The 25,244-nt window shown below is 57.6% G+C and carries 20 protein-coding genes; 10 read left to right on the forward strand and 10 right to left on the reverse strand.

Annotated features, from left to right (window positions below):
* Positions 1-711: 711 nt before the first annotated feature.
* From cas4 to AC3EA7_RS09960, 10 genes are all read right to left on the reverse strand, one after another.
* Positions 712-1,308 carry a CRISPR-associated protein Cas4 gene (cas4, locus tag AC3EA7_RS09915; RefSeq protein ID WP_488613889.1) on the reverse strand — a complete coding sequence of 199 codons (597 nt, stop codon included), beginning with the start codon at positions 1,306-1,308 and terminating at the stop codon, positions 712-714.
* Positions 1,301-1,558: a CRISPR-associated endonuclease Cas2 gene (cas2, locus tag AC3EA7_RS09920; protein WP_488613890.1), complete on the reverse strand. Its 258-nt coding sequence runs from the start codon at positions 1,556-1,558 to the stop codon at positions 1,301-1,303. Before cas2 ends, cas4 begins: the two co-directional genes overlap by 8 nt.
* A gap of 4 nt (positions 1,559-1,562) precedes the next feature.
* Positions 1,563-2,579, reverse strand: a complete 1,017-nt coding sequence (gene cas1 / locus AC3EA7_RS09925) for a CRISPR-associated endonuclease Cas1 (protein WP_488613891.1) — start codon at positions 2,577-2,579, stop codon at positions 1,563-1,565.
* A gap of 386 nt (positions 2,580-2,965) precedes the next feature.
* Positions 2,966-3,934, reverse strand: coding sequence for a CRISPR system precrRNA processing endoribonuclease RAMP protein Cas6 (gene cas6, locus AC3EA7_RS09930; protein WP_488613892.1), 969 nt, complete (start codon positions 3,932-3,934; stop codon positions 2,966-2,968).
* Positions 3,935-3,940: 6 nt separating this feature from the next.
* Positions 3,941-6,250, reverse strand: a complete 2,310-nt coding sequence (gene cas3 / locus AC3EA7_RS09935; protein ID WP_488613893.1) for a CRISPR-associated helicase Cas3' — start codon at positions 6,248-6,250, stop codon at positions 3,941-3,943.
* Positions 6,251-6,263: 13 nt separating this feature from the next.
* Positions 6,264-7,001: a type I-B CRISPR-associated protein Cas5b gene (gene cas5b / locus AC3EA7_RS09940; protein ID WP_488613894.1), complete on the reverse strand. Its 738-nt coding sequence runs from the start codon at positions 6,999-7,001 to the stop codon at positions 6,264-6,266.
* 143 nt (positions 7,002-7,144) lie between these two features.
* On the reverse strand, positions 7,145-8,236 hold the full coding sequence (gene cas7i, locus AC3EA7_RS09945; RefSeq protein WP_488613895.1) for a type I-B CRISPR-associated protein Cas7/Cst2/DevR: 1,092 nt from the start codon (positions 8,234-8,236) through the stop codon (positions 7,145-7,147).
* An 88-nt stretch (positions 8,237-8,324) separates the two neighbouring features.
* A complete protein-coding gene (gene cas8a1, locus AC3EA7_RS09950) occupies positions 8,325-9,830 on the reverse strand; it encodes a type I-B CRISPR-associated protein Cas8b1/Cst1 (protein ID WP_488613896.1) in 1,506 nt (501 codons plus the stop codon).
* Positions 9,831-10,382: 552 nt separating this feature from the next.
* Positions 10,383-11,384: a helix-turn-helix transcriptional regulator gene (locus AC3EA7_RS09955; protein ID WP_488613897.1), complete on the reverse strand. Its 1,002-nt coding sequence runs from the start codon at positions 11,382-11,384 to the stop codon at positions 10,383-10,385.
* Positions 11,385-11,744: 360 nt separating this feature from the next.
* Positions 11,745-12,899, reverse strand: a complete 1,155-nt coding sequence (locus AC3EA7_RS09960) for a CRISPR-associated protein Csx3 (protein WP_488613898.1) — start codon at positions 12,897-12,899, stop codon at positions 11,745-11,747.
* 108 nt (positions 12,900-13,007) lie between these two features.
* Between AC3EA7_RS09960 and AC3EA7_RS09965 the strand changes: the two genes are divergently transcribed.
* The 10 genes from AC3EA7_RS09965 (at position 13,008) to AC3EA7_RS10010 (ending at position 25,241) form a co-directional block, all read left to right on the forward strand.
* Complete coding sequence (locus tag AC3EA7_RS09965; protein WP_488613899.1) at positions 13,008-13,880, forward strand: CRISPR-associated ring nuclease; 873 nt, start codon at positions 13,008-13,010, stop codon at positions 13,878-13,880.
* 296 nt (positions 13,881-14,176) lie between these two features.
* Entirely contained in the window at positions 14,177-15,445 is a 1,269-nt protein-coding gene (locus AC3EA7_RS09970; protein WP_488613900.1) for a PDDEXK family nuclease, read from the forward strand.
* Between the two features lie 11 nt (positions 15,446-15,456).
* The gene (locus AC3EA7_RS09975) at positions 15,457-17,058 is read left to right on the forward strand and encodes a Cas10/Cmr2 second palm domain-containing protein (RefSeq protein WP_488613901.1); all 1,602 of its coding nucleotides are present in this window, start codon (positions 15,457-15,459) and stop codon (positions 17,056-17,058) included.
* A gap of 8 nt (positions 17,059-17,066) precedes the next feature.
* Positions 17,067-17,729 carry an RAMP superfamily CRISPR-associated protein gene (locus AC3EA7_RS09980; RefSeq protein ID WP_488613902.1) on the forward strand — a complete coding sequence of 221 codons (663 nt, stop codon included), beginning with the start codon at positions 17,067-17,069 and terminating at the stop codon, positions 17,727-17,729.
* The gene (gene csx10 / locus AC3EA7_RS09985; protein WP_488613903.1) at positions 17,726-19,339 is read left to right on the forward strand and encodes a type III-D CRISPR-associated RAMP protein Csx10; all 1,614 of its coding nucleotides are present in this window, start codon (positions 17,726-17,728) and stop codon (positions 19,337-19,339) included. Before AC3EA7_RS09980 ends, csx10 begins: the two co-directional genes overlap by 4 nt.
* Positions 19,339-20,847, forward strand: coding sequence for an RAMP superfamily CRISPR-associated protein (locus tag AC3EA7_RS09990; RefSeq protein WP_488613904.1), 1,509 nt, complete (start codon positions 19,339-19,341; stop codon positions 20,845-20,847). The genes csx10 and AC3EA7_RS09990 overlap by 1 nt, the downstream gene beginning before the upstream one ends.
* The gene (gene csx19, locus AC3EA7_RS09995) at positions 20,844-21,404 is read left to right on the forward strand and encodes a type III-D CRISPR-associated protein Csx19 (RefSeq protein WP_488613905.1); all 561 of its coding nucleotides are present in this window, start codon (positions 20,844-20,846) and stop codon (positions 21,402-21,404) included. Before AC3EA7_RS09990 ends, csx19 begins: the two co-directional genes overlap by 4 nt.
* A gap of 11 nt (positions 21,405-21,415) precedes the next feature.
* Positions 21,416-23,743 carry a TIGR03986 family type III CRISPR-associated RAMP protein gene (locus AC3EA7_RS10000; protein ID WP_488613906.1) on the forward strand — a complete coding sequence of 776 codons (2,328 nt, stop codon included), beginning with the start codon at positions 21,416-21,418 and terminating at the stop codon, positions 23,741-23,743.
* 1 nt (position 23,744) lies between these two features.
* Positions 23,745-23,888 carry an AAA family ATPase gene (locus AC3EA7_RS10005; protein WP_488613907.1) on the forward strand — a complete coding sequence of 48 codons (144 nt, stop codon included), beginning with the start codon at positions 23,745-23,747 and terminating at the stop codon, positions 23,886-23,888.
* Positions 23,889-23,918: 30 nt separating this feature from the next.
* Positions 23,919-25,241, forward strand: a complete 1,323-nt coding sequence (locus AC3EA7_RS10010; protein ID WP_488613908.1) for an AAA family ATPase — start codon at positions 23,919-23,921, stop codon at positions 25,239-25,241.
* The last annotated feature ends 3 nt before the right edge of the window (positions 25,242-25,244 follow it).

The following is a 25,244-nucleotide window of genomic DNA, read 5'->3' on the forward strand; positions in this document are numbered from 1 at the left end:
TGTTTCAGTACTCTTCTGCGAGTCGAAAATTCGGAAATTGCCACCTCCGCAACTGGTCGTGTCCGTGTAATCCTTCGCAACACTGACACTTCGCCGCTCCTGAGCCTTCCTGCTGTGTCACAGTACTACCGGGAGCATAGCATGGATACGCTGATTCCGCAACTCGCTTTTTGCGCGAAAATTGCGTCAAGTTGCGAAGCATGTGCTATCCCTTTCTGAAGCGCAGAATGTCGCTAAAAACTCTTGACACGCCGGTTTTGGAAGGCGGCGTTTTGGGCGTGCAACCGGTGAGTTGCGAACGCATGTGCGAAATCGCCTGGTTTGTGCTGCTCGCTATCGTCGGTGGTGAGAGCGCCTCTTGCTCGCCTTTCTCACCTCAGCGCCACCTTTCGGATGAACTCACACAAAGGCGATGAACTCACACAAAGGCGCAGAGGCGCCAAGACTCTATGCCCTGTAACCCCTAGCCCCTAACCTCATAAAGGCAATCAAGGACGCAGTGGAGCGGAACGGCGCCAAGACTCTATGCCCTGTAACTCGACGAAGTGCGCGACGCCCATGACCGGCTTGCCCGGTGGAGCGGAACGGCGCCAAGACTCTATGCCCTGTAACCCCTAGCCCCTAACCTCCCCTTTCACACCTGATCGTATGCGCCGTGCGGGACCGGAGCGGCGTCGGCGCCCTGTAACCCCTAGCCCCTAGCCTCTCCCTTCATACAACATCATTGCAGAACCGACGAAACTCGCAGACGGCGCATTGCCGGCGTGATGCAGGCGGCGCCGGCATGCGTTCGTGGTCGACGGTTGCGCGGATGTCGGCGACTGCCGCGCGCACTCGTTCGCGCAGCGCGGCGCTGATCGTCACCGCCTCGGCTTTGCGCTCCGGCATGTGGTAGATGAAGCCGCGTTTGACCGGGATGCCCCACGCTTCTTCGATCATAAGCGCGTAGGCGGTGAGTTGGAGTTTGACATGCGGCGCGGCTTTGTCTTCGGTGCTTTTGTATTCTACAACAACCACCTCCGTGGCGTGTTGCCGGTCGGGAATGGCGATGACCAGATCGACGCGCCCGCGCAGTCCGAGCGTTTCGGAGCGCAGGGGTACGTCGAAGAAGCGTTCGCCCTGTTTTAGCCCGTAGGCGCGCAACGAACGTCGCTCTTCGCGCCCGCTCTCCGCCCGATGTTCTTCCATTCCGGCGATCATGAGATTCGTCATGGGACGAATGTCGGGCATGCAGTACTGGTAGTAGACGACGCGCGGGCAGTATGCCCACTGTCGCAGGTCGGTCACTTCGAAAGTCTCGTCAATCATGGCTTTCTCCCTGGGTAATGACGCGCCGCGCGTTCCAGATGTCGTCTGGAAAGGTAAAGAGCTGGATGTTACCGGCGTTTTTGCCGAGCCGCCGCTTGACTTCGGTCATCAGTTCGCGCTGGTGGGTGCGACTGAGGTTGCCGCTGAAGGCGCTGTACTGAATGCGTTGCAGACCGTAGTCGAGGCAGGCGTCGGCGATCTTTTGCCGCGCGCGGTCGTCGGGGATGTCGTAGATCAGCAGGCAGCGCATGGCGTCACCATCCCATGACAAATGGCTCGTAGGTTGGGCGTTCGCTGCGCACGAAGGTGGCGATATGGCGCGCCTGGCACTGGAGAATGTGGCGCAGCGGCTGCCGTTTGCCTTCGTATGGCTCGGTGCTGTTGAGACGCTCGAGGATGCGCTCGACGATCCGTTTGCGGGTGGCGTCGTCGAGCAAGCCGTCGTCGCGCTGCCCGATCTCGAATTGGCGGTTGACCAACCCGATCAGGGTGCGGTCGACGACTGCCTGGCGAAACTCTTCGATCAGGTCGAGGGTCAGGCTTGGTTTGCCGGGCCGGTCGGCGTGGAGGAACCCGGCGTTCGGGTCCAGCCCGGCGAGGATGAGGGCAGTGCGCACTTGCGACTGGAGCACGCCGTAACCGTAGTTGAGCGCCTGATTGAAGCGGTCGCGCGCGCCGCGCGTTTCGCGTCCGGGCCAGCCGAGGTCGTCGGGGATGATGCGCGCCACGGCTGCCCAGTAGCGCGCGCCTGCCATGCCCTCGAAGCCCATCAGCGCGGCGCGGGTCTCGTCGGTGAGGACGCCGCGCACGGCGCGCAGCGGCGGGAGGGCGTCGAGGATTTCGGTAGCGGTGCGCATCAGATTGTTGTACAGGTCTGGGTCGTTCTCTTTGCGATTCTTGGCGGCGTAGCGGAGCAGGTTCGCCTGGCTCTGGATTTTGCCGGCGGCGAATGCCTGCGCCAGGAGCAGTCCGCGTTCGTCGTCGCCGGCGCGCAACTGCGCACGGCGGGTGAGCGCCATGCCGGTGATGCCGCTATGCATGAAGGCGCCGTAGTCGCCCCCGTGATCGCCGTTGAGAAAATGGATGGGAATGCCCTCCTCGGCGCAGGCGCGCACCACGTCGCTGCTCAGACCGACACCGTCGCTGCAAATGAGGATCTGCTCCAGGTGCATGATCGGCACTTCCGCCAGGCGTTCTTTCTCTTTCATGACGCGAATGCGACCCTGGTGCTTCGAGATGAAGACGCCGAATTGCTCGACGATGAGGTGCATGAACGTGTCTCCTTTGTGAGAACTGAGAACTGAGAACCAAGAACCGAGGATCGAGGACCAGGAACCCGGAAGCGAGAACTGGAGGTCAGAGGGTTAGCCTTCCTGACCTTTTTCACCTTCCACCGTAACGCCTGCAGCTGTATTTGAACCACAAAGACACAGAGAGCACAGAGCGTTGCGCTACGCTTCTCTTTTTCATGTTTCACCTTGACACCTGCAACCGTGTGTACACCACAGAGACACAGAGAGCACGGAGAGGCGCACTCCACAAGCCTTTAGGGTTTGCCTGTTCAACCGAAACCTTTGCGCCTTTCGCTTGTGCCAGCGAGATGCCGTTCCCAGTCTCGGTCCATGGCGCAGACCTCAAGGGGCGGGGACTCTCACCTTCAACCTTCAACCTTCCCACCTTCAACGGTGTACCATCCGTCGCCTTTGACGGCGTTTTTGCCGACGTGGACCAGGCTGCCCCAGACCAGGAGTTCGCGCAGGGGTCCGAGATTGCCGGTGAAGATGGCCTCGCCGATCATGCCGCCGATCGGGGTGCTTTGGCGGCTGCGTCGTGAGTAGCTGGTCACGTCGAGCCAGCGGGTTTTGTCGTGTTCCAGAACGGCGCTCTCCGCCAGCGGCAGGAGGGCGCGCGCGTCGGCTGCTGGCAGCGGACCGTCGCCATACGCGGCGGAGAGGTCGGTCAGGCGGATGCCGAGCCGCTGGATGAGCGGGCGCAGCGCCGGACGCTTGACCAGGCGTTTGTCGTCGATCAAGCGCATTGGCGACAGGAACCGGATGGTCAGGCATTCGTCGGGGAGGGTGGCGGCGAACGCCGCGACCTCCGCCAGACCGATGGGCATGCCGGGCGCGTGGACCTGGCGCTGCCCGGCGCGGAAGAGCAGCTGCTTTGCGCCGGTCAGCGGGTTGATAGCGTCGATCGCCTGAAGGCGCACTCCGCCGCGCCGACCGTTGTTTTCCTGGAGGCGCCGTCCCAATCCCTGGAGTTCGATCCTCTGCGCTGCCATGACCAGGTAGGGAAAGAGTTCAGCGGCGCGCCCGAACAACCCCAGCCCGAAGGTCAGGGTCTCTCCCGGCGCATAGCGGCGCGGCTGCGGCGGGCGGGTGACATACGGGCGGGGGCGTTGCTCGCCGCCGGTTTCGCCGGCGTCGCGCATGGGAGCGACGAGCGCCGCTACCGGGCAGACATTGAGCAGCGGGCAGTCGGCGCAGGTCGGCGCCTCTTTGTTGGCGCAGAAGCGCCCCAGCAGCGCATTGACGATCGCGCCGCGCACTGCAGCCCCGGCGTTGTCGTCGAGTTCGAGGGGGGTGACGGCGGTGAAGGTCAGAAGAAAGTGATGGATCAGCATTGCTCTTCAGCTCCAGTCTGAGTCGGATATAATATCGCCAAATGACAGACCATTGCGCGAGTCGTAGGGCAGGGAAGCGATCCATACCCGTCGCTGCCCGGCCGCCGGTCTGATTTTGCCCTTATTGCGTAGGATGGCAAAACGTTGTTTGCTGATGCTGACCAGATAGTTGTTCGCCTCGACAAAGCGCTCATTGACAAGCAGATTGACATAGTCGCTCTCAAAGCATTGGGGTATCACGTCTACACCGTCAAACATGCGCTCAAACTCATCTTCGCTCTGTTCGTCGCTCAGGAAAGGTCGGAGACCGTTGATGATCGGGTCAACATGTTGCGTCATCCGCTTATAGGCTTCAGTCCATTGCTGGTGGAGCGTCGGGTCGGCGTAGATACGGTCAAGCCACTGGCTGATCGCCGCTTCGTTGATGATTTGGCCGTTGTGCTGCTCCAGTTCGGCAAGCGTGACCCGCACGATGTGTCCCGATTGTTTCGGGTTGCGGTCGCGCCCATAGACCCCCTGCCCATCGGCGGGTTGGCGGAAGACGTAGACCGGGCAGATGCCTTTCGCACCTTTGCGGTTGACCCGTCCGAAGCGTTGCAGGAGCGCCTCAAGCGGCGCGGGATCGGTGTAGATCGTGTCGAGATCGATGTCCAGACTGACTTCGACAACCTGAGTGGCTACCAGCGCCAGCGGCGGTCGTTGTTGGACATTGCTGCCGCAGCGTGTGCGAATGTTCTGTTCGAGCCGATTACGGTCGCCGTAAGTGAAGCGGCTGTGAATCAGCATGAGGTGATCGTCGTTCAGTCCGGCCTGTGCCAGGCGGTCGTGCATCTCCTGGGCGCGCGCGACAGTGTTGGCGCACACCAGCACTTGCCTGCCGCCGCGCACAGCGTCTACGATCTCGGTGACCGTCGCCGGGTCGGTCAATTCGCCGTTGCGCAGGTGCAGCCGGTGACGGCGGAAGCGCTCGAACAGCGCCGGTTCCGCGCTGATGATCGGCGCATCACCCAATGCCGTATGCAGACAGTTTCGAACGAGGCGCGGGAAGGTCGCCGACATCACAAAGAATCGTGCGGCGAAGCGCTCGCGCAGGTAGCGCATCATGCCGGTGATCAGCGCCAATCGTTCCGGTTCATAGGCATGAATCTCGTCGAAAATAAACGCTGCCCCGGCGTAGTCGGACAGCATTGCCTCAAAGCCGCGCAGTTGGAAGAGCGCCTTCAGCACCTGGTACGGACTGAGCACCTTGAGCGGGCGGGCATGCAGCAGGTTGATGTTTTGCTCCCATTGCGCTTGTCGAACAGCGCTTGCCGACCACTCCTCGCCTTCATGAAAACGGGCGTACAGCGCCTGGACGGCGCGCCCATGCTGCAATCCCACGGCATCATTGCCAAAAGTGAGACGCAGGCGGTTGTACATAGCGTTCATACTGGCCTGATAGGGCAGGGTGTAAAAGATGCGCGCCGGCGTCGCATCGCCATTGCCGAGCGCCCAATAGAGCGCCGCTTCGGTCTTGCCGCTGCCGGTCGGCGCCATCAGGAGCGCCGATTGCGGACCGACCGAGGCGCTCTGTTCCTGATGAGCGTAGGGCTGCTGACCGGGGCGTAACACACGCGCAGCCAGCGTCCGCCAGGATCCCCGGATCGGCGGCGGCATCCGGCGCAGATGGGCGGAAGCCATATGATCGGCGCTGGTGATCAGTCCACGCAGCAGAATGCCAGGCACGCGCGCGGCTTCTGGCGCGTCCGCCAGTTCGTGTACCCAGCGGTGGTACACGTCCAGCCAATGCCGGATGCGTTGCGCGTCAACCTGACAGGGCTGCGGTTGGATAGCATCGACGACTGCGCTCAATCCGAGTTGCTCACGCCACGGATTGGCGCACTCCGCCAGCCAGCGCTGAAGATGGTCAACCACCGGCGGGTCGAGTTCGCAACACAGATCGACCAGCGGATCCGGGCGCAGACCCGGCTGGTAGGTCTGCGCGATCTCCGGTTCGTCACGGTGATGGGAGACGATGGCTGCCGCAAGCCAGCGTTGTTCCGCCGCTGTGAAACCATGGGCGATCGCATCCACGAATGCGAGAGAAAGGACTTCGTGGCGATGGGACCACGCGGGCCCGCCGCGCAGCCGCTGCTGGAAACCGCGCGCTGCTTTGCCGAAGTCGTGCAGGAACGCCGCCCAGTAGAGGCAATGCCAGAGGCGCGTTCCATTGTGGAGGTGCGGACGCAGCCGATACAGATCGGACAGTTTGACCAGCACATCCCACGTGTGTTCCGCCAGGGTCTCGCCGCCGTACCGCTGACTCTTCGCGAGCATATGATCCATCCAGTCAGGCCATGGCGAGGGCTTCATCATTTGCTCCCACAAACGTGTGAAACCACAATCCCAACGGCAACCCATTCGCCAGAGGTGCAGTCGGGTCGCTCCAGTACTGCGGCGTCTGGTCGCTAAAGCGCGACATCCGATCGGTTGTCACCCGTTGCTGCAAGAGCAGATAGCGGGCAGACACCGGTCGGCGGCGGTTGCGGTAGTCGATCCAGCGCGGCATGAGCGCCACCACGCCGGCAGAAACCTGTGTCGCCATTGAGTACGGCAGGATGGTGTGCTCAAAGTACGCCTGCTCCGTCTGTTTCAACTCCACCACCTCAATCCAGGTGTAACTGGCAAGGTCCTGCGAGCGACCCAGGATCACCGGGTAGCGCGGTTTGCGAAAGGCGCCGATCCAGTCGGGTCGGTTGAGATAGAGCGTCAACCGCGGAAAGAGCAGGATGTGGCGCCGGAAGGGGTTGATATTCCCCTCCAGCGCCTTGCGCTCGCCGCCAGGCAATTTGCCCGACGACGCCGAGAGCACATGGATGTGCTCAAGGTCATCGCCCTCGCCAGCCGCCGTAAAATGGTACGCGAACGCCACCCCGTCCGGCTCGATCCATTCGCCCAGCGCGCTGCACACGTGCCCGTAGATCGTTGCTGGCGGCGGCAGCGGAAACGTCGGCTGCGTCCCTAGCATGAAGTGCGGGTAGCGGAAGGAGGTCGTCACTCCTTCGAGCACGATTTTGAGAACTTGCATTGCTGGTTCCAATCACTACGGTAAAGACGCGAAGGGTGATCAACGCAAAGGCGCGAAGACGCAAAGATGTTAGTTGTTGCTCCTCATCCACGCTTGCGCCTCTCCTGGCCGACCCTTCGCGCCTCTGCGTCCTTGCGTTACTTCTAATCCAACCATTCTGGATGCGCATCACATGCCGTGACAAAGGCAAGAAACGCCTCGCGTGGATGGCTCAGATGGATAAGCGGCAGTCCTGCGTCGGCGGCGGTTGCGTTATGCTCGTCGATGAACTGTTCAAACGCAGATCGCGCTTCGTCGAGGTAGCCCTTCACCCATCCAACGTACACTGGCGAGAGGATGCTATCGGCAAAGACGCGCAGCGCGTCGCGCAGGGCGTCGATTTTCACGTCGGGCAGACCGGTGCGGTTGGCGCCGACGGTATGATGGAAGATGTGATTGCCGCCGGCGGTCACGGCGAAGATCACGAACGCCGGGCTGACATCGGTGTAGTGCAACGTCTGTTTGGCGCCGCCCTCGAGTTGCGCCATGCCGCTGAAGAGCGCCTTCACGCGCGCCAGTCGATCCTCTTTTGGCAAACGATATGACTGCTCATTCTTCAGATGCTCGACGCCGGGAACGTCGCCGATCAGCCGGACGCGCTCATCATCGAGATTGCGAAACCCGGTGCGGTTGCGATACGAGAATGTACCGCATCCCCACAAGTCGAGCGAAAACAGTCCTTTCAGCGTGGTGCGGTAGAACTGATGCTCGTGCGGCACAGGATAGCCTTCGTGGCGCGACATCACGCCGAAGTCGCTCGTCGGGTTGACCGGTGCAATCGAGACCAGCGTGCTGACGCGGAAGGGGGAGGCGCGGGCGACCGTATCCTTGACTGGCGTGGCATCCGCCAGCAACCCCGACTCCTCACGGCTCTTCTTTGCCGTGTCCGCCTTCGAGGGCGCGCGCATGTAACCAAAGATGTCATCATCCCAATAGAGAATTGGGTTTGCATCGGTGTACGCAATCTTCTCTTCACGGAACATTGGCGACGCTTTCCATTCCGGCACGCGCCGTTCGAGCGTGGTGCGCAGCCAGTAGCGGAAAGCCTGCGCCGAGACATACGGGAAGGCGCCCGTTTTGGTCGTGATGACCTTGACCCCGACGGTGTTCTCCTCACGCTCGCCGGGAATATTGCCGAGATTGTTGAGCGCCGACGCTGGCGCGTCGATCAAGAGCAGACCGGTAACGAAAGCCATGGCAGTGTTCTCCTTATGTTGAAATGTCGGGCTGGTTCGGCAACCGAAGGGTCACGTCAGCAGACGATGGGTTGGTCGAGTGCAAACGTCAGGCTGGTTCGGCAATTGTAACTTCCTCCTCGGAAGGTACAGCATCCGCGTTGTTAGCGATCCAGTCGCGCAATTGCTCGACCATGCGGATGAGCACCAGATCGCGGATCAATCGCCAGTCGGATCGCAGGACCTCTTCACCTTCCATAAAGAGGGTGAGAAAGCTATCGAGATCGAACAGCGTCTCCGCGCCGCGCTTGTAGCGGGTATAGTCGATGTTGGTCTTGTTGAGCAGCGACAGGAAGTGATCAGTGCGCTGCACGGTAAAAAACTGGCGAAAGAAGCTTTTTCTGCCCTGAGAGCGGGTGTAGTCGGCCAGCTTATCGCCCAGTTCCTTCAGTTTTGCCACCCGGTCATCGGTCATAAGCATTACCTCCTGTACAAAGAGTTCGACGATGGGCCATGAAACGAGGTTGGCTTCACGGCGCGGCGAATAATCGCGGCGCGGGTCATCCGCCGGTCGGCGCAGATCGGGAATGCGCAGAAAATAGGTGCGTACGAAGCGCGCCGCCTGCGCTGGTAGGGTGAACAGGTCCTCAAACAAATAGTTGAAGCGCGGCTTGGCCGGTTCAGCCGCCTTTCCCCGTTTGCCCGGCGCCGCCGGACGCTGCCAGCTGCGCGCGACCAACTTGTTCCAGATCGCGCGGTACTTCGGAGTGTGAACGGTGCTCAGGAAACCGGTGATCTGCAACGGCAGATAGTAGATTTCAAGCGATGGCGATTGACCGTTGTTGAAATAGTATGCCGTGATGGCGGGACGGTGTTGCCGTCGCCACTCCTCCTGCGCCTGCCGGTTCTGAATGGTGTTAAGTGTCTTGACAAGCAGCGTCTTGGGGCTGCGCGGCGAACCAGGCAGCTTCTCTTCGCTAGCCGCTTGCGCTTTGGCGACATCGGCGCGATTACGCTGCAAAAACTGCTTGGCAAACTCAATCGTCAACGCTTCATCATCACAGTGTACCGCCAGCAGCCCGCCTCCTACCTTGGCGCAGCCCAGCGGCATGCATTGGAGCGCCAGGATCGCTTCCGGCGCCATCGGCAGCCCGGGATCACCATTGACGAAAAAGTTGATCGAATCATCACCCTGCAACAGCGGCATCTGTGCCCGCCCGATCCGTCCCGGTTGCAATTTTCCTGACAGTTCGAGTGCAGCCGCCGGAAGACCGGTAAAGAGGCATGTCTCGGGCGACCTAGCAGCCTGCGCCCATTGCCGCAGATGCCGATCTGCCCAATACTTGCGTTTCTGCTGCGCTTCGTCCTTCTTTTCAGGGTTATCAAACCGATCCGGGTTAAACGCCGACTGAGCGAACCATGCATTGCTGGTAAAAGCCACCGTCAGAAAGCTGCGCAACGGCAGAAGCACATAGTTCTTCTCAATATAATCGGCGATCTGCTGGAAATCGTCCGCCGTCAGTTCGGCGAAGCGATGCTTTCTAGCAAATGCGGCCATGGTCGCAAAGCCGACATCAATGAAGGGATGACCGGTGTAGGTGACCTGGTGTGGCATAGACAATATCTCCTCTTCTTTTGGAAGATAAGACCTCTCCGGCGTCACGATTTCATCCATCCCCCACAGAGACGTTGCAATGCAACGTCTCTGTGGGGAGCGCATGGTCAACGCGCCCCGCCCTCATGGGCGTCCACGGGGGGGCGCCCCTACGTTCCGCCACCCGCGTTCTTCCCCCAAGACCCTTGAGGTCGGGCGGGACACCGACCGGGCGCCAGGAATCGTTCCGCCAGCTCGGTTCCACGGCGAAAGGTCGATCCCTGGCGACAGACCTCAAGGGTCGGGGTGGGTTTCCGCCTGTATCCTCGTGGTGGACGCCAACGATGGGGCGCCCCCGACGCATCCGCTGCCCGTGTTCAGTGTTCGTCTCATCGTGCGACGTGCAGTGTGCAACACCTGCCGCCTGCAATCCTGGGCGTTGCACCGCAACGCCCCTACGGACCACCGCCCACAACGTTCAACGTGGAACATTCAACGTGCACCTTCAACCTTCAACCTTCCCACCTTCTCCCACCTTAAACCTTACCACCCTACCCTGCACTATATCCGCAGTTAACATGCGTCTGGCAAGGATTCGGGCGACTCGTCGCTTTCGTAGGCTGCCAGGGCGGCGCGCAGGTCGGCGATAACGGCGGCGCGCAGGTCCGGCGGCGCCAGGACGATGGCGTGCGGTCCGTACCCCAGCACCCAGCGGCGCACTTCGTCCAGCGCGCCGGTGTGGAAGCGCAGCGTCGTGCCGCCGTCGTCGTGCTGCTCGATGCTCTGCGTCGGGTGCCACGTCCGGCGGAGAATGTAGCGCGCCTGGTATTCGTCGAAGCGGATGACGATCTCGCGCGGCGGTCCGCCATGCTCGGCGAGGAATCCCTGCGCCAGGTAGTCGTCCGGCGAAAAGTCGGCGTCGCGGACAAAGCGCTCATTGCAGCGCACCTCCCACTGCTCGATGTTGCTCACCGCGAAGTTGCGAAACTGGTTGCGCAGATGATCGAACGCGATCACCTGCCAGTCGCCGCGCACGTTGTAGAGGTGGTAGGGTTCGATGACCCGTTCGTTGCGTTCGCCGCGGCTGGCGGTGTAGTAGGTGATCGCCACACGCCAGCGTTCGACAATCGCCTCGCTCAGCGCGGTCAGCAGCAGCGGATCGGCGCTGACCGTCGCACCGGGCTGGAAGGTGTAGTGCCGGGTGAGGTCGCTCAGATCGATCCGCGTGCGCTGCGGCAGGTTCGCCGCCAGTTTCTCGATGACGTTGCGCAACGGTTCTTCAAATGCGGTGCCCAGATAGCGGCGGACGAGTTCGGCGCTCAGGAAGAACGCCAGCAGTTCGCCTTCGGTCGCCATGACTGCCGGCAACGCCCACGTCGGGTCGCTGTAGTAGTATCCTCGGCGGCTGCGGCTGTACTTCAGCGGTGCGCGCAGGGTGCTGCGAAAGTACTCAATGTCGTCATACACCGTGCGTTCGCTGATCTCGAAGCGCTCCTTGAAGTCCGCCACGCCCGGGTACACCCCCGTGCGGATGATCATATCCATCTGAACGATGCGGTTGAGTTTGGAAGACATCGGTTATCGCCCTTGTTGCTGGTGTGGGTGCTGGATGCCGGGCGCTCAAAAACGCCTTGTGGTAAGGATAGCACAGGTTGCCGTCACAAACGCGACGCAGTTGTCAGAATAGAACACCGATTCGCACGGATGCGACAGATTCGCACGGGTCTGTTGATGCTGGCGATCAATCCGTGCGCATCCGTCCCGATCCGCGTGAATCCGTGTCCTCTTATGCATAGTGCTCATCGGAGAGTTTAGATATTCACTCAATGACTACGCTCTTGCCACGTTTCACACCTTGTTGCATTCGCCAACCTCATATATAATTGCGCCGCTCGCCAGAGTATTCTGGGTCTCACCTTTCAGCCAGCGCTCTGGTTATGGGTTGCCCCGTAACGCAACCAGCGATCCTGGACGATGCGCCTCCACCCTGCTCGTGACAATAATGCCGTGATCGTAGTGCTGCGCCTGGACGACCGCCAGCCACGGATGGCGGCAACAGGCGATTGCCGCGCCGACGGTCAGCCAGTGTGGGAGTTTGCCGCTCAACACGACGCCGCGCTGCGGGTCAAGCGCCGGCAGCGTCGCATTGTCGACGTCGTCGTAATCGAGGTACGGCGTTCCCGGCTGCACTTCGATCCAGGTGTATGCCGAATGGGTTTCGATCTTCCACGAAATTGCAGCAGGCGTCGCCGATGGGGTGCAGTTCAGCGTCACCGGCTTAATCCAGCCAAGGCGAGGATCGAAGAGGTACACAGAGTGCGGTGCGGCGTGGAGCGCTAATGCGGCATACAGCCCGTTCGACCCGCGTCCATAGATGGAGAGCGGCGCCGCCGGCGTATCGCCGAGAGCAAGCGGCAAATGCTCCGGCTGCCAGCGCCGTTCGCCCTGCGGCAATCCGATCCGGCGCGCCAGGTGATCGATATCGATAGCCAGTTCGGTAGGGGCGTGCGACAGATGGTAGGCTTTCAGTTCGGATTCGGTGTAGATCAGAATCTGTTTCAGCCGTTGCGCCAGCGCCAGCGCCATTGGTCCGGCGGCGCCGGTGTAACGTTCGAGCCTGCTGATCTGCCCGCGCAACACCGGCGTCTCAGCGTCAATGTGGTCGTCGCCGTCGAGCACGGAGCGCAACTCGGCGATCACCGGCAACCCGTGGCGTCTGGCGCGCTCGCGCCACTCTGTCAGTCCTTCCGACGTTGCGGAAATGAGGACGGCATGGGTGCAGTAGTCAAGGATGCGCTCCTGGTCGGGCGTGGGTTTCCCGCCGACATCGACGAGCAACGGCAGGTGACGGCGCGCCAGGTCGCAGCAGACCAGATCGACGAAATCGTTGCTGAACGCGCCCTTCTGTCGCAGCAGTCGCACCCGTTCCGGCGGCGTTTCCTGGCTCCAGTCGCCTTCGCCATCGGGGCAGGCGCGCAGCACATAGTGTTCGACACGCCACTCGCGCAGTTGCCGGGTGAGCAGATAGGTCAACACCGACTTGCCGCTATGTGGCGGACCGCCGATGACAATCGCGGGGAATGGGTTCATATGCGACTCCTTTGAATGGGACACGAACGAATGTTGCGCTTCAAGCGCCCCACCTCCTCTTCTGCCGCAGCGGGAGGTGGGGTTTAGGAGAGATGAGAGATACCGGCCATGCACCAGACCGACGACACTTGCGCCACGCTGGTGGCGACGCTGGGAGGGCAGCCGCAGATCGTTACCTTTGCCCTCGACGCCTTGCTGGCGCAGGGTGAGCCAATCAGCGACGTATACCTCGTGCATCTGTCGCTTGCCAACCCGCGCACGCAGCAGGCGTTGCACCTTCTGCAACAGGAATTCGACATGTATGCCGGTCGGCGCTGTCGGCTGCGCCGCGCCCCTATCCGCGCTAATGGCGTGGAACTGACCGACATCCGCACGGCTGCCAACGCCGAAGCGACATGGCAGTGCATGCGCGACCTGATCGCCGATCTCAAGCGTGAAGGGCGGCGACTGCACCTCTGTCTCAGCGGCGGACGGCGCATGATCGCGCTGCTGGCGATGTCGGCAGCCGCACTGCTCTGCGACCATCAAGACCGCATCTGGCACATGTACACGCCAGAAGCGACGTTGCAGCGGGTCAAAGACGGCGCGCAGATGCATGTGCCCCCTGCTGATGGCGTGCAGTTGATCCAGGCGCCACTGGCGCCGTGGGGCGCCTATTTTCCAGCGCTGCGGTCGCTGGCGCAGATGCCAATACACGCCGTGCAGGAGCAGGTACGCCGCATCGCCGCGGTGGATGATCCGCGCTGCCGCTTGGTGTGGGAGCGGCTCAGCCAGCGCCAGCGCGACGTACTGCGCGCCTTTGCCCGCGGATCGCGCCCTGATCAGGTCGCCGATGCGTTGTCGATTTCGTTGAGCACTGTCAATACGCACAAAACCGCCATCCTTGCCGAGTGCCGTGTTGCGTGGGAACTTGCGGACGACGAGCCGCGCGATTACCGCTTCATCCGCGAGCATTTTGCCGCATTCATCGAGCAAGTATAGCAGCCTGCCCGCGTCGCCGGATCAGCAGGAGTGCTGAGAAATAATCAGTAGAGGTGGGGAGGGAGAGGGGGAGGGGGGTGTGGTAGTATTGGGCTGATGCGTAAATCAATCTGTACGATGCATTTCGGTCCATCGAGAGAAGAAGCGGAGGACAATAACAATGCGTCAGCTAAAAACTCTTGCAATTAACTTTTGAGCAGCCATACTCTTACCATCCACTGCTCGAACCGATCATTCAACTAGGATAACACTGTACTGCCTTAGTTTTGTACACAACACGAAGGAGAGGTAAATAAATGACAAATCAACCTGTTATTCCTCAAAACTATGTATCTGATCACCTCTTTCTGCTTGTCGGCGCCAATCCGTTGCCTAATCTAGTTGCAGCAAAGCTGCTCCTTAAGCCGGGAGGACAGTTGTATCTAGTGCATTCATTGGCTACCCAGCCGGTTGCGGAACGTCTAGCGCGATATTGGATAGAGGTGGAAAAGCAGAGCCAGCCACAGTATGTTTGTGTAGATGAAGCCGATGGGACTGATATTCGGCAAAAAATCGATTATGCGTTGCAAAATATTCAAAGCGGTCATGTTGGGTTGAATTATACAGGCGGCACGAAGACCATGTCTGTTCATTCCTGTAGAACTTTGTTGGATTATCAAGCATCTCGGCATTGCGATGTAACCCTGAGCTACCTAGATGCGCGTTCCAACAAGATGTATATCGAGCACGGAAGTAATACGCTATTCAAATCCGATTCAGTACTGTACGAAGTGAAGCCAAGTCTGCAAGATATTGTTAAATTGCACGCCTTCGAGTTAGTCTCACCTGTCGAAACTCAGGCGATGCTTCCCAATCTTGCAAAAGTTCTAGCAAATGCGCATGGATCTCCAGAAGCCGGTAAGTCGTGGCGAAAATGGTGCGATGATGTTTTGCGCAAACATACACGAACGAAGAAATCCAACGAATGGGACAACGAGAGTGAGTTAAAGGGGGTATCTCTCCCCTTGCCCAATGATGCATTGTTGAGTCAGGTGATTGATACGATGCGCCAGAGGTTTAGCCTATCTGAACAAGAGAACACCCTATCTTTGGGTAGTGCTAGCCAGAAGGCTGGTTTTCAAAAAGTAAAGCACCTCTGCGAGTGGTTCGATGGAAAATGGCTCGAACATTATGTCTTTGATTGCATTTCCCAGATTAAAAGCCACTGTAACATACATGATGTTGGAATGGGCATTCGTCCCCAGAGTGACAAGGATAGACCGGAGTACGATGTTGATATTGGCGTTATGCAAGGGTATCGACTCTACGCCATTTCATGCACGACAGATGCCGATCCCGGCATGTGCAAGCTCAAGCTCTTCGAGGCGTATCTGCGAGCGCGCAATATGGCCGGTGACGAAGCATACGTCGCTTTAGTGTGTATGGCAGACAATCCTGAGAAAATCGAGCGCCATATTGGACGTTCGTGGGATGCTGCCGGGAAAGTGCGGGTATTCGGGCGCTCACATCTCGAGAAGCTATCCACGCACTTGAAAGATTGGTTTAACAGTGTCGTTTCATCATAAGGGAGGCGATAATGACCGAATATGTCCTGACCGCCATTGACACAACCCGGATTCAGGACTATATCTTCGGCAGCAACAGGCTTGCCGAGAATATTGGCGGCTCTGAGCTGGTAGAGATGGCGACGCATCAGTGGGTGTATGATGCGTTGCCATCTAACAATAATGTAGATGTAGCAACGGGTACACTGGACAGCAATCGCACGATTGACACCCTGAATGCTGAAGTGCTCTACACAGGCGGCGGTAATACCGTTATCCTGTTCAAGACATTCGATCTGGCACGTACCTTTGCAAGCCAGTTGACGCGACGGGTGCTGAAAGACGCTCCCGGCTTGGAACTGGTCATCGCTCATCGCCGATTTGATTGGGCGCAGGATTCGTTGGCGCAGGTCGTCAGCACAACGCTCAGTGTTGATCTGGCGCGCAAAAAGCAGAACCGGGCTTTCTCAACGCCATTGTTAGGGTTGGGAGTCACGGTTCCGTGTGCTTCAACGGGGTTGGTTGCCTCCCAAATTGTCGAGAAAAAGCCGGTCTCTCTGGAGATTCGAGCAAAAAGCAGTAAAAGCGTCCAGGACCGGAGTCTGGCTCGCTTGAAGGCAAAATTGCCGAAAATACAGCAGGACAATTGGGAGGTTCCGCGAGATTTTGATGATCTGGGGCGCATCAAAGGGGAGGAAAGCTACATTGCTGTCGTGCATGCCGATGGCAACGGGATCGGCAAGCGTGTGGAAGCCATTGCAAGCTGCTACAGCGAGCCACGCCAGAACCGTGAGTACATCGAAGCAATCCGCAATTTTTCGCAAAGCCTAGAGCGCGCCGCTACCACTGCTTTAAGAAGCGTCGTCGATCTGATGGCTAAGGCCTTGATTGCCGATCCTGAACTCGCCGGTCATCACCGCCAGAAGTTTCCGCTGCGTCCGATTGTCTTTGGCGGTGACGATGTGACGTTCGTCTGCCACGCGAGGTATGGTTTGTCGCTGGCGGTGCGTTATCTGGAGGCATTTGAAGAAGCGACTCAAAACGAACCCGCATTCGGTGGCAAACCCGCATATGCATGTGCCGGCATTGCAATCGTCAAGACCCACTATCCGTTTGCTCGCGCCTATCGTCTCAGTGAGCAACTCTGCCGCTCGGCAAAGCAGATGCTAAAACAAAAGAAAAATGAAGGTTCCGCCATGGACTGGCACGTTGCAATGAGTGGTATTACGGGTTCGCTAGAGGCGATCAGGCAACGTGAGTATTCCGTCAAGCAGGGTTTGCTCCATATGCGACCGCTGCTGCTCCGCGACTCGGAGGTCCCTTGGCGCACTTGGACGGTCTTCAAAACGTTGCTCGATGAGTTTATCAGGGAAGATAGTGAATGGTTCGACCGGCGTAACAAGGTCAAGGCGCTACGTGAAGCTCTGCGCCAGGGTCCAGATGCCGTAAAAGACTTTCTGAGCACCTATCAACTTGATGCATTGCCGAAGGTCGGAACCATCAATGTGGCTGGCTACGAGAAAACTGGCTGGGCAAGAGATCGGTGCATCTATTTCGATGCAATTGAAATGATGGACTTGTTCACCGACGTGCAGAGGATCGTGTCTAATTCCGTGACGGCAGGTAGTGTATGAGGCTGAATATGACAACGTATATGCTCCGGTTCACGTTGCAGAGCGGCGCTACCTTCGGACGCGGCGATGGTGTGGCAGGCCTTCTCGACGAAGAGGTGGAGCGCGATGCCGATGGTATGCCGTTTCTGCGTGGACGCACATTGAAAGGACTCCTAGCGGAAGAGTGCGCCAACCTGTTGTATGCGCTCACATTACAGGGGAAAGCGGGGCAGTGGCCCGACAGGGCATATCGTGTCTTTGGTTATCCGGGGAGCACCTCGAAGGACACAGGCACGCTGCGCGTCGGGGACGCCCGTCTTCCCAAGCCGCTGCGAGATGCCATCAGAGTGATGATCGATACTGCGGATCTGTCTGCTGATGAAGTGTTTGAGTCGCTGACCGCTGTACGCCGCCAGACATCGATCAACGAGCACGGTGCGCCAGAAAAGGGCAGTCTGCGTTCTATGCGCATTATCCTGCCGGGAACGATTTTCGAGTCTAGACTCGAGTTTGCTGAGACGCCTGACGATCAAACGCTTGCTTTGGTCGCGGCCTGTGTACTCGCATGGCGACGCGCCGGAACCGGGCGGAACCGTGGCCGTGGCCGGTTACAGGCGCACTTGCTCAATAGTGATGGCGCAGACATCACTGAGCATTTCTTTCGCGTGTTTGCCGGAGAGGTGGCGCAATGAAGGTCATTCCCTACCGCATAACCCTGCTGGAACCCTTGCTGGCAACCCGCATTGCAGGCGATCCGAATAGCGCCGTGTCCTATCCCTATGTGCCCGGCAGTACTGTGCGTGGAGCAGTTGTATCTGCATATATGCGAAAGAAGAGTATTGGGACCATCGACGCCGGGTCGGAGGAAGTACGGCGTCTCTTCTTCGACGCTCGCACACGGTATCTGCACGCTTACCCGGTTGATGCTAGGGGTCGTAGAACCCTGCCTGTACCGCGATCACTGTTTGCTGTCAAGGATGATGAAACGCGTTTGTACGACTTTGCCCACGAGGTTATTCACGAAGTGAATAACAAAAAGGCGCAATTCGTCGCTGCTGCTAGGGAGTCTCAGCCGTTCTGCTGGATCGATGACGATGAGATGTACTTCATCGCTCCACAGCGCCGTATCAACGTTCACACCAGTCGAGATCGTCTGATGGGACGGGCGACAGAAGCGAGCGGCGCTGTTTTTCAGTACGATGCACTGGAAGAAGGACAAACCTTAGCCGGGTGGGTGCTGGCAGATGACGATAGCGATGTCGAGATGTTGAAGTCGCTTTTGCAGGATGTTCAACGCCTCGGTGGATCGAGCAACAGTGGGTATGGACGTGTGTTTGTCGAAGTCGGCGATCTTCTCGAGCCATGGCGTGAAACGCAAGGACAGGTTCAGGGCATTGCCGCCGGACAACCGTTCATCGTGACGCTTCTGAGCGATGCGCTGATCCGCGATCCGGCGACCGGGCAGGACACGTGGGATGTGCGCCTTGCGTTGCGGGCATTGCTCGGTGTTGCTGTTGAATATGTTCAACCAGAAGCAGACGAAGAACGCCGCAGCGTCTGGCGGATGGAAGAGGTAGGCGGGTTCAATCGCGCGTGGGGATTGCCATTGCCGCAGGCGCATGCCATTGCTGCCGGCAGTGTCTTTGTGCTTCGTGCAGAATCCCCGATCAGCGCCAACACGATTGCTGCCGCCGAGTGGCAAGGGATTGGTGAACGTCGGAGCGAAGGCTTTGGACGACTGGTTTTCGACTGGCAACGCGAATCGAAACTGAACGTTATCAGGGCGCCTGAAAAACCAAAGCAAATGCGTACTCTTCCGACATTAGAAGGACCCGCGCGAGAAATGGCAGAGCAGATCGTTCGTCGGATGATCCGTCGCGATCTGGATAGTCAGCTTCGTAAAGCGATCTACGGCATCCGACTGGATAACCGAATACCTCTTTCCAATGCCCAGATCTCGCGGATGCGCATTATTGTGCGCGAGGCATTGTCGAATGGCGATATTGTTCGTCTACAGCGTTATCTGGAAGACAATATCAAAACACGCCGCTCGGTGCGCGATCAGTTTGAGCGCACGCGCATCGGGAGTGAGCGACTGTCTCGCTGGCTAGAGGATCGCCTGAAGCAGCCCGAGTCGGTCTGGGACAAAATCGGTGCGCAGAACCTGTCGAAGGGTATTGGAGCAAATGTTCGTGTAAGTACACAAGGAAATGAAGCCCTAGCGCGTGATTATACCATTCGCCTGATCGATGGCATACTAGCGCGACTAGCAAAAGAACGTCGCAGGGAAGGCGGTGAATGATGAGCGCCCATCCTCTGACCAAATCGCGGCAAATCTGCGAGCGCTGGTTGATCGAAGGTGACTTGGTGTTACAGACTCCCACCCATCTTGGGAATGGTGATAGTGATGGCATTGTCGATATGCCGCTGTTGCTGGATGAGGCGACAGGCAAGGTGTTGCTGCCCGGCACGTCGCTGGCCGGAGCACTGCGTAACTATGTGTATGAGCGACGGCATGGATTTGGTGTGCGTTTGAATCGAGACGGCAGGCGCATCTTCGATAATGCTATCGAGTCGCTCTTTGGTGCTGAAAAGGGGAATGACGACGGTGTTCAGAGTGCGTTGGTCATCGATGATGCAGTCGGAGAAACACCGAAAGTTGAATTGCGCGACGGCGTGCGCATTGATCCGGTAACGCAGACTGCCAAGATCGACTTTGAGAATGGTAAACCGCGTGGGTACAAATATGATCTTCAGCTTCTGGAAGCGGGCACAACATTCCCATTGCGCATAGAACTATTGATTAGTCAAAATACCGACTCACAAGAGGTTCGACAACTGCTTGCCCTTGCGCTTCACGGTTTGGCAACAGACGAGATTGCCATTGGAATGCGCAAGCGTCGCGGATTTGGCGAGTGCAGGGTTGCGACTTGGCGGATCCGGCAGTATGACCTGAAACAGCCTTCCGATCTCCTTGCTTGGCTTGCATCAGAGTATCCTAATTGGGGATATAAGCCTACCCAACCTCTGAAAACAGGAAACGACATTGCGGAGTTACTCGGCGTTTCCCTCGCAAGGGTTGAGGATAAGCGCAGTGTATGCGTGATTCAAGCTACGTTTGCTTTGAACGGATCGCTCCTGATTCGGGCAGGTTTCGGCGAACAGGATCGCGGCCCGGACACCGTTCACCTGCACAGCAAGCAAGCCAATGGTACACGACGACCGGTGCTCTCCGGTACCAGTCTGGCCGGCGCGCTGCGCCATCGTGCTGAGCGGATTATGCGCACGATTGCGAATAGTAGTCGCACGCCATCAATGATCGACGAGATGTTTGGCCCGGCTGACATCACTCATGGCAAACAGCCAGCTAGGGCCAGCCGATTGATTGTCAAAGAGACGGTTATTGAAAATCCGGTTAATCTGGTGCAAAACCGGATTCGAATCGACCGCTTTACCGGCAGTGTTCACGGAACCGGGTTATTCAACGAGCAACCGGTTTTTGGAAAGGACGATACGCTCATAACAGTTGATCTGACGCTACGCAATCCGACCGACGCGGAAATTGGCTTGCTGCTCCTTGTGCTCAAAGACCTCTGGACCGGCGATCTGCCGCTGGGTGGCGAAGTAAGCATCGGGCGCGGGCGATTAAGGGGGGTGAGGGCAACTGTCACAACGTCTCAGCATAAAGCGACGCCTCTCACTATCGAAACCGCTCAAAATGGAAAGTTGACTGTCCATAACGGTGATGCGCTGGAAAACTACGTCAAAGCGTTGCACAGGTATGTTGAAACCGCAGAGGTGACCAGATGAAGGACCCCTATATCCTTACTCCTGTGGAGGTGGATAGCAGCTTTGCGTCCGATCCAGCACAATGGTTCGTCACCCAAGCGCAGCAACACGGGTTATGCTATCTACTCGTCCATGCCGATGATGGAGTCATTTGGGGACGCATTGATGGCGCCAATCTGCACACGTCTCACGGCATCACTCCAACGTCGCCGCCATTGCGTGCGGTCACCTTGCAACAGGCTCGCTTGTTCGGGCCAAAGGGCGAGTTGCTGGTATGGCGCATTGATAATGGATGGAGTGCGCGGTTTGTCACTGATGTTGACGGAAACTCGGACGATGTTATTGACGAAGACCAGATTCTGTGGGGTGATACAGTCGAATCTACACACAATGGTTTCACGTTGGTGCGAGAGGGGTCTCAAGGTATGCGTCATGCTGTACCCGTGATCGTCACACCTGCCCAACTCAAACACCATGAACTACGCCTGCGTGTGCGCCACTACATTACAGAAAACGACGATGGTGAAGCTCGCATTGCGCTGAGCCGCTTAGTCCAAGTCTTGCCGGAAAGTGTCTGAGGAGGAACACCGTGACATTACCGAAACACGTGAATCCTACGAAAGAAAGAGCCGTTGCACCGTACAACTTTGTCCCATTGCCGGATCAGATCGTAACAATTGATCCTCAGACACTTCCCGATCAGGATCGGTATCATCCGGATCGAAAAACCGGATACATTGAGTGCATGATCACAACCGAGACACCGATATTCGTGCGTGCGCCGTTGACGCCGGAAGAGTTCGAGTGCCAAGAAACCGGGAAGGACGACAATATCCCTTGGCGTCAACAGGTGCGCAACAAACCAGACTTCTTTTTCACCGATCCGGCAAAAACCCCTCGTATTCCCGGCAGCAGTCTGCGTGGCATGCTACGCCAGCTCGTGGAGATCATTAGCTACAGCAAGGTGCAGTGGGTCTCCGAACAACCGCTCGTCTACCGTGCTGTTGGTGACCCGACCAGTCATGGTGAAAAATATCGCAATCGTATTATGAAGAATGATGGTCAGCGTTCCAATCGCAGCGGGAAGCTGGCGTGGCACTACACGCCGCTGGTTAAAGCCGGCTACATCGTTGAGGATCGCGGCGAGTACTTTATTCGTCCGGCAAAGGATATTGGGGGAACAACCTTTGCTCGGATTCGCAGTGATACTCTTCCTAGCGGGCTGAAACCGTGGGGCGCGTGCAAGAATGCGTCTGAAATCTGGTTTCAACCGGGCCAATATGATTATCAGAACGTGCGTGGCGGGTTCCTGCGCATCAAGCATGCGAAAGTGGACCGTGCATCGGCGCAACAAGCGCAAGATTTGAGAAAGGGTGCTCTGGTACGCAGCGGACTAATGGCGTCGAAACGTAGTGAAGCGGTGATTTATCCGCCTGACGAAGATGCGAAACTGATCCAGATCCCTGATGAACTCGTAGCTGCCTATAAAGATCAAGTGAGCCAGGAACAGGAACATTTGTTAGGAAAAAATGGCGTTCTACGCGATAAACAACCGGTCTTTTACCTGATGGAGGACGGCAAGCTAGTGTTCTTCGGTCATACGATGATGATGCGGCTGCCATATCATCGCACGCCGCTCGACTTCGTGCCAGAGGCGTTGCGCCGCGAAAGCGATCTCGATCTGGCAGAAGCGATCTTTGGCTACACAAAGTCAACCGGTGAGGGCAAGGCGCGTGCTTACGCCAGCCGCGTCTTCGTTGGCGATGCGCTGTTGGAACCCAACCAAGTCGACATCTGGCTGAGTAGAGAACCAATCGTGCCCAAAATCTTGGGCAGTCCCAAACCAACCACTTTTCAACACTACCTGACGCAACCAACACCCGATCCTCAGGAGAAGGGACGCGATCGTAGCGGCAACCCGAAGTATGTGAAAGAACTGACCGACTATGCCGATCACGGCAAGAGCGTTATTCGCGGGTACAAGCTCTACTGGCATAAGGGAACGGTCACAGCAGCTGATCTTCAGGAAGCGCCGGATCGGTTGCGTGACGCACAAGGACACGAGAAAGAAAACGACACACAACATACTCAGATGCGACCGGTCGCTCCCGGAGTTCGTTTTTGCTGGCGTATCGCCTTCGAGAACCTCTCTGACGTAGAACTTGGCGCGTTGTTGTGGGCTTTGACGTTGCCTGGCGAACCCGACAGAGCGTATCGTCACAGCATCGGTATGGGCAAGCCGTTCGGTATGGGGGCAATCAAGATTGAGGCTAGTTTGATGTTAGACGATCGTCAGCAACGCTATGCGACCCTGTTTGAAGGCGATGACTGGCGCATCGGCGCTGTCAAGGCGGATGATCGCATCCCGATGTTCATCTCCTGCTTTGATCGCCTGATTTGCGAACAGATCGACGCTGCCAATGTTTCAAGCCTTGCCAATGTCGAACGGATTCAAATGCTGCTTTGCATGCTCGAATGGCCGGGTCCCGACAAAGAATTGACCCGCTATATGGAGATCGAGCGCCAAGACCCTAAGATCAAACGCGGCAAGATTAACGAATACAAGGATCGGCCCGTTTTACCTGATCCGCTACAGGTTTGTCCCGCTGGTCAACGTACAACGTCCTCCGCTCCTCGCTCGTCAGCAGAGGACTCAATCGAGATTAGTCGTCCAGTGTCTATTCAGGATGTGCGCGAGGGCATGTACTTGGAAGGAAAGGTAGTGCGTGTTGAACGCGACCGGGTGGTTGTTGATATCCTCGGTCACGAAGCATCGCTCAGTCGCGAGCGTCTTGATCCTCCTGCACGCGACATCGCCGACATGCAGGAACGTTTTCCAGTAGGCAAGACCATTCGGGCGTGGGTGTTTGGTCGCAGCAGGCAGGGACGCTTACAACTTACCATGAGGAGGCCATAAGATGACCGTCACTGCCTTTCGGGTGCAGAACTTCATGGGATTTGAAGACAGCGGCTGGATCGAGTTGAAACCGATCACGCTCTTGTTCGGCCGCAACTCGAGCGGCAAGAGCGCGCTTATCCGCGCGCTCCTGCTCCTGCGCTAGATTTTAGAAAGTGAGCAGGGCGGTGATACATTGCTCTTTGTCAAAGACGAAGGATACGATTTCGGCGACTACTCTGAAATTGTCAAAGACCACGATGTGACGAAAGATATATCGTTCTGGTTCAAAATCGAGTTTCAGCGACGGAGCGACGCACAGGGCAAGGATGTGTATCTGAATAGGGCCTTAGAGTCTATCAATAATCTTGTCATCTCCAGAGAAGTGCCGATTAGCGAGCAACCAGATGTCCAAATATTGACAGTCAGGCTCATCATTGGGAGAAATACTGTCGGCATAACCGAGCTACGCGGAGTGGATATTCTTGCCCAAGATGGAAAAATCGTCCTCCGAGCGGATAAGCCTAGAGATAGCGACACAACCACTTGGACTATCGTGGCTGATCTGTTCGACGAGAGTAATGAGGAGTGGTCGTTTAATCCTTGGACATACATTGAAATATTCAGTCGACAGGGTTTCCTTCCTCATATCAGGATACAAGAAAGTGAGTATCTCCAAATCGAGAAAGATCAGGAGGATACGGATGTTCCTGAGGAAGTTTTCGGTAAAGATTTTCATCATATCTGGAATATCCTGAGAGGGATACGGATATTGCTCTCTTCGTTCTTGGAGAAGATCGACTACATTGGACCTTTGCGCGCTTCTCCCCGAAGATTTTACTATGTCGCCGGTCAACGTGCTGTATCGCCGGAACGCGGCAGGAATTTCGTGCGCAACCTCGTGCAGGCAAATGCTGAGACGATGGAGTCTATCAACACTTGGCTAACATCTGCGGGAATGATGTATCATCTGGAGCTGCAACCTCTCGACGACCGCAAAAGGTTGTACGAACTTCGCCTCAGAGAATTATCTGAGGAGCAGGGGCAACATTTCTCTGCCAACATTAGCGAGGTTGGTTTCGGTATCACACAAACGCTGCCCATCATCACTCAAGCAGTTTTGGCGCAACCAGGTGACATGTTAATTATCGAGCAACCAGAACTGCACCTGCATCCGAGGGCGCAGGCTCAGCTAACAGATTTGTTCATTGCTGTGTCCCAACGCGGATTGCGTTTCATGATTGAGACGCACAGTGAACATTTGCTGCTCAGATTGAGGCGTCGTATTGCTGAAACGACTGCTGGAATGATAACTGACAGTGAACCGACACAAATGACGGCTGATAAACTACGAGTCTACTTCGTTGATAGACATGTGAATGGTAGCAGCGTTGAACCTGTCGCCATTGACCAGCAGGGGAAGATGAGCACTCCTGAAGGATTTCGTGGTTTCTTCGCGGATGATCTTCAAGAGTTGGCTTCATTGAATCAGGCAATTTTAGGCATGCAAAAACATTGAGGG

This window comes from Roseiflexus sp. (assembly GCF_057785375.1).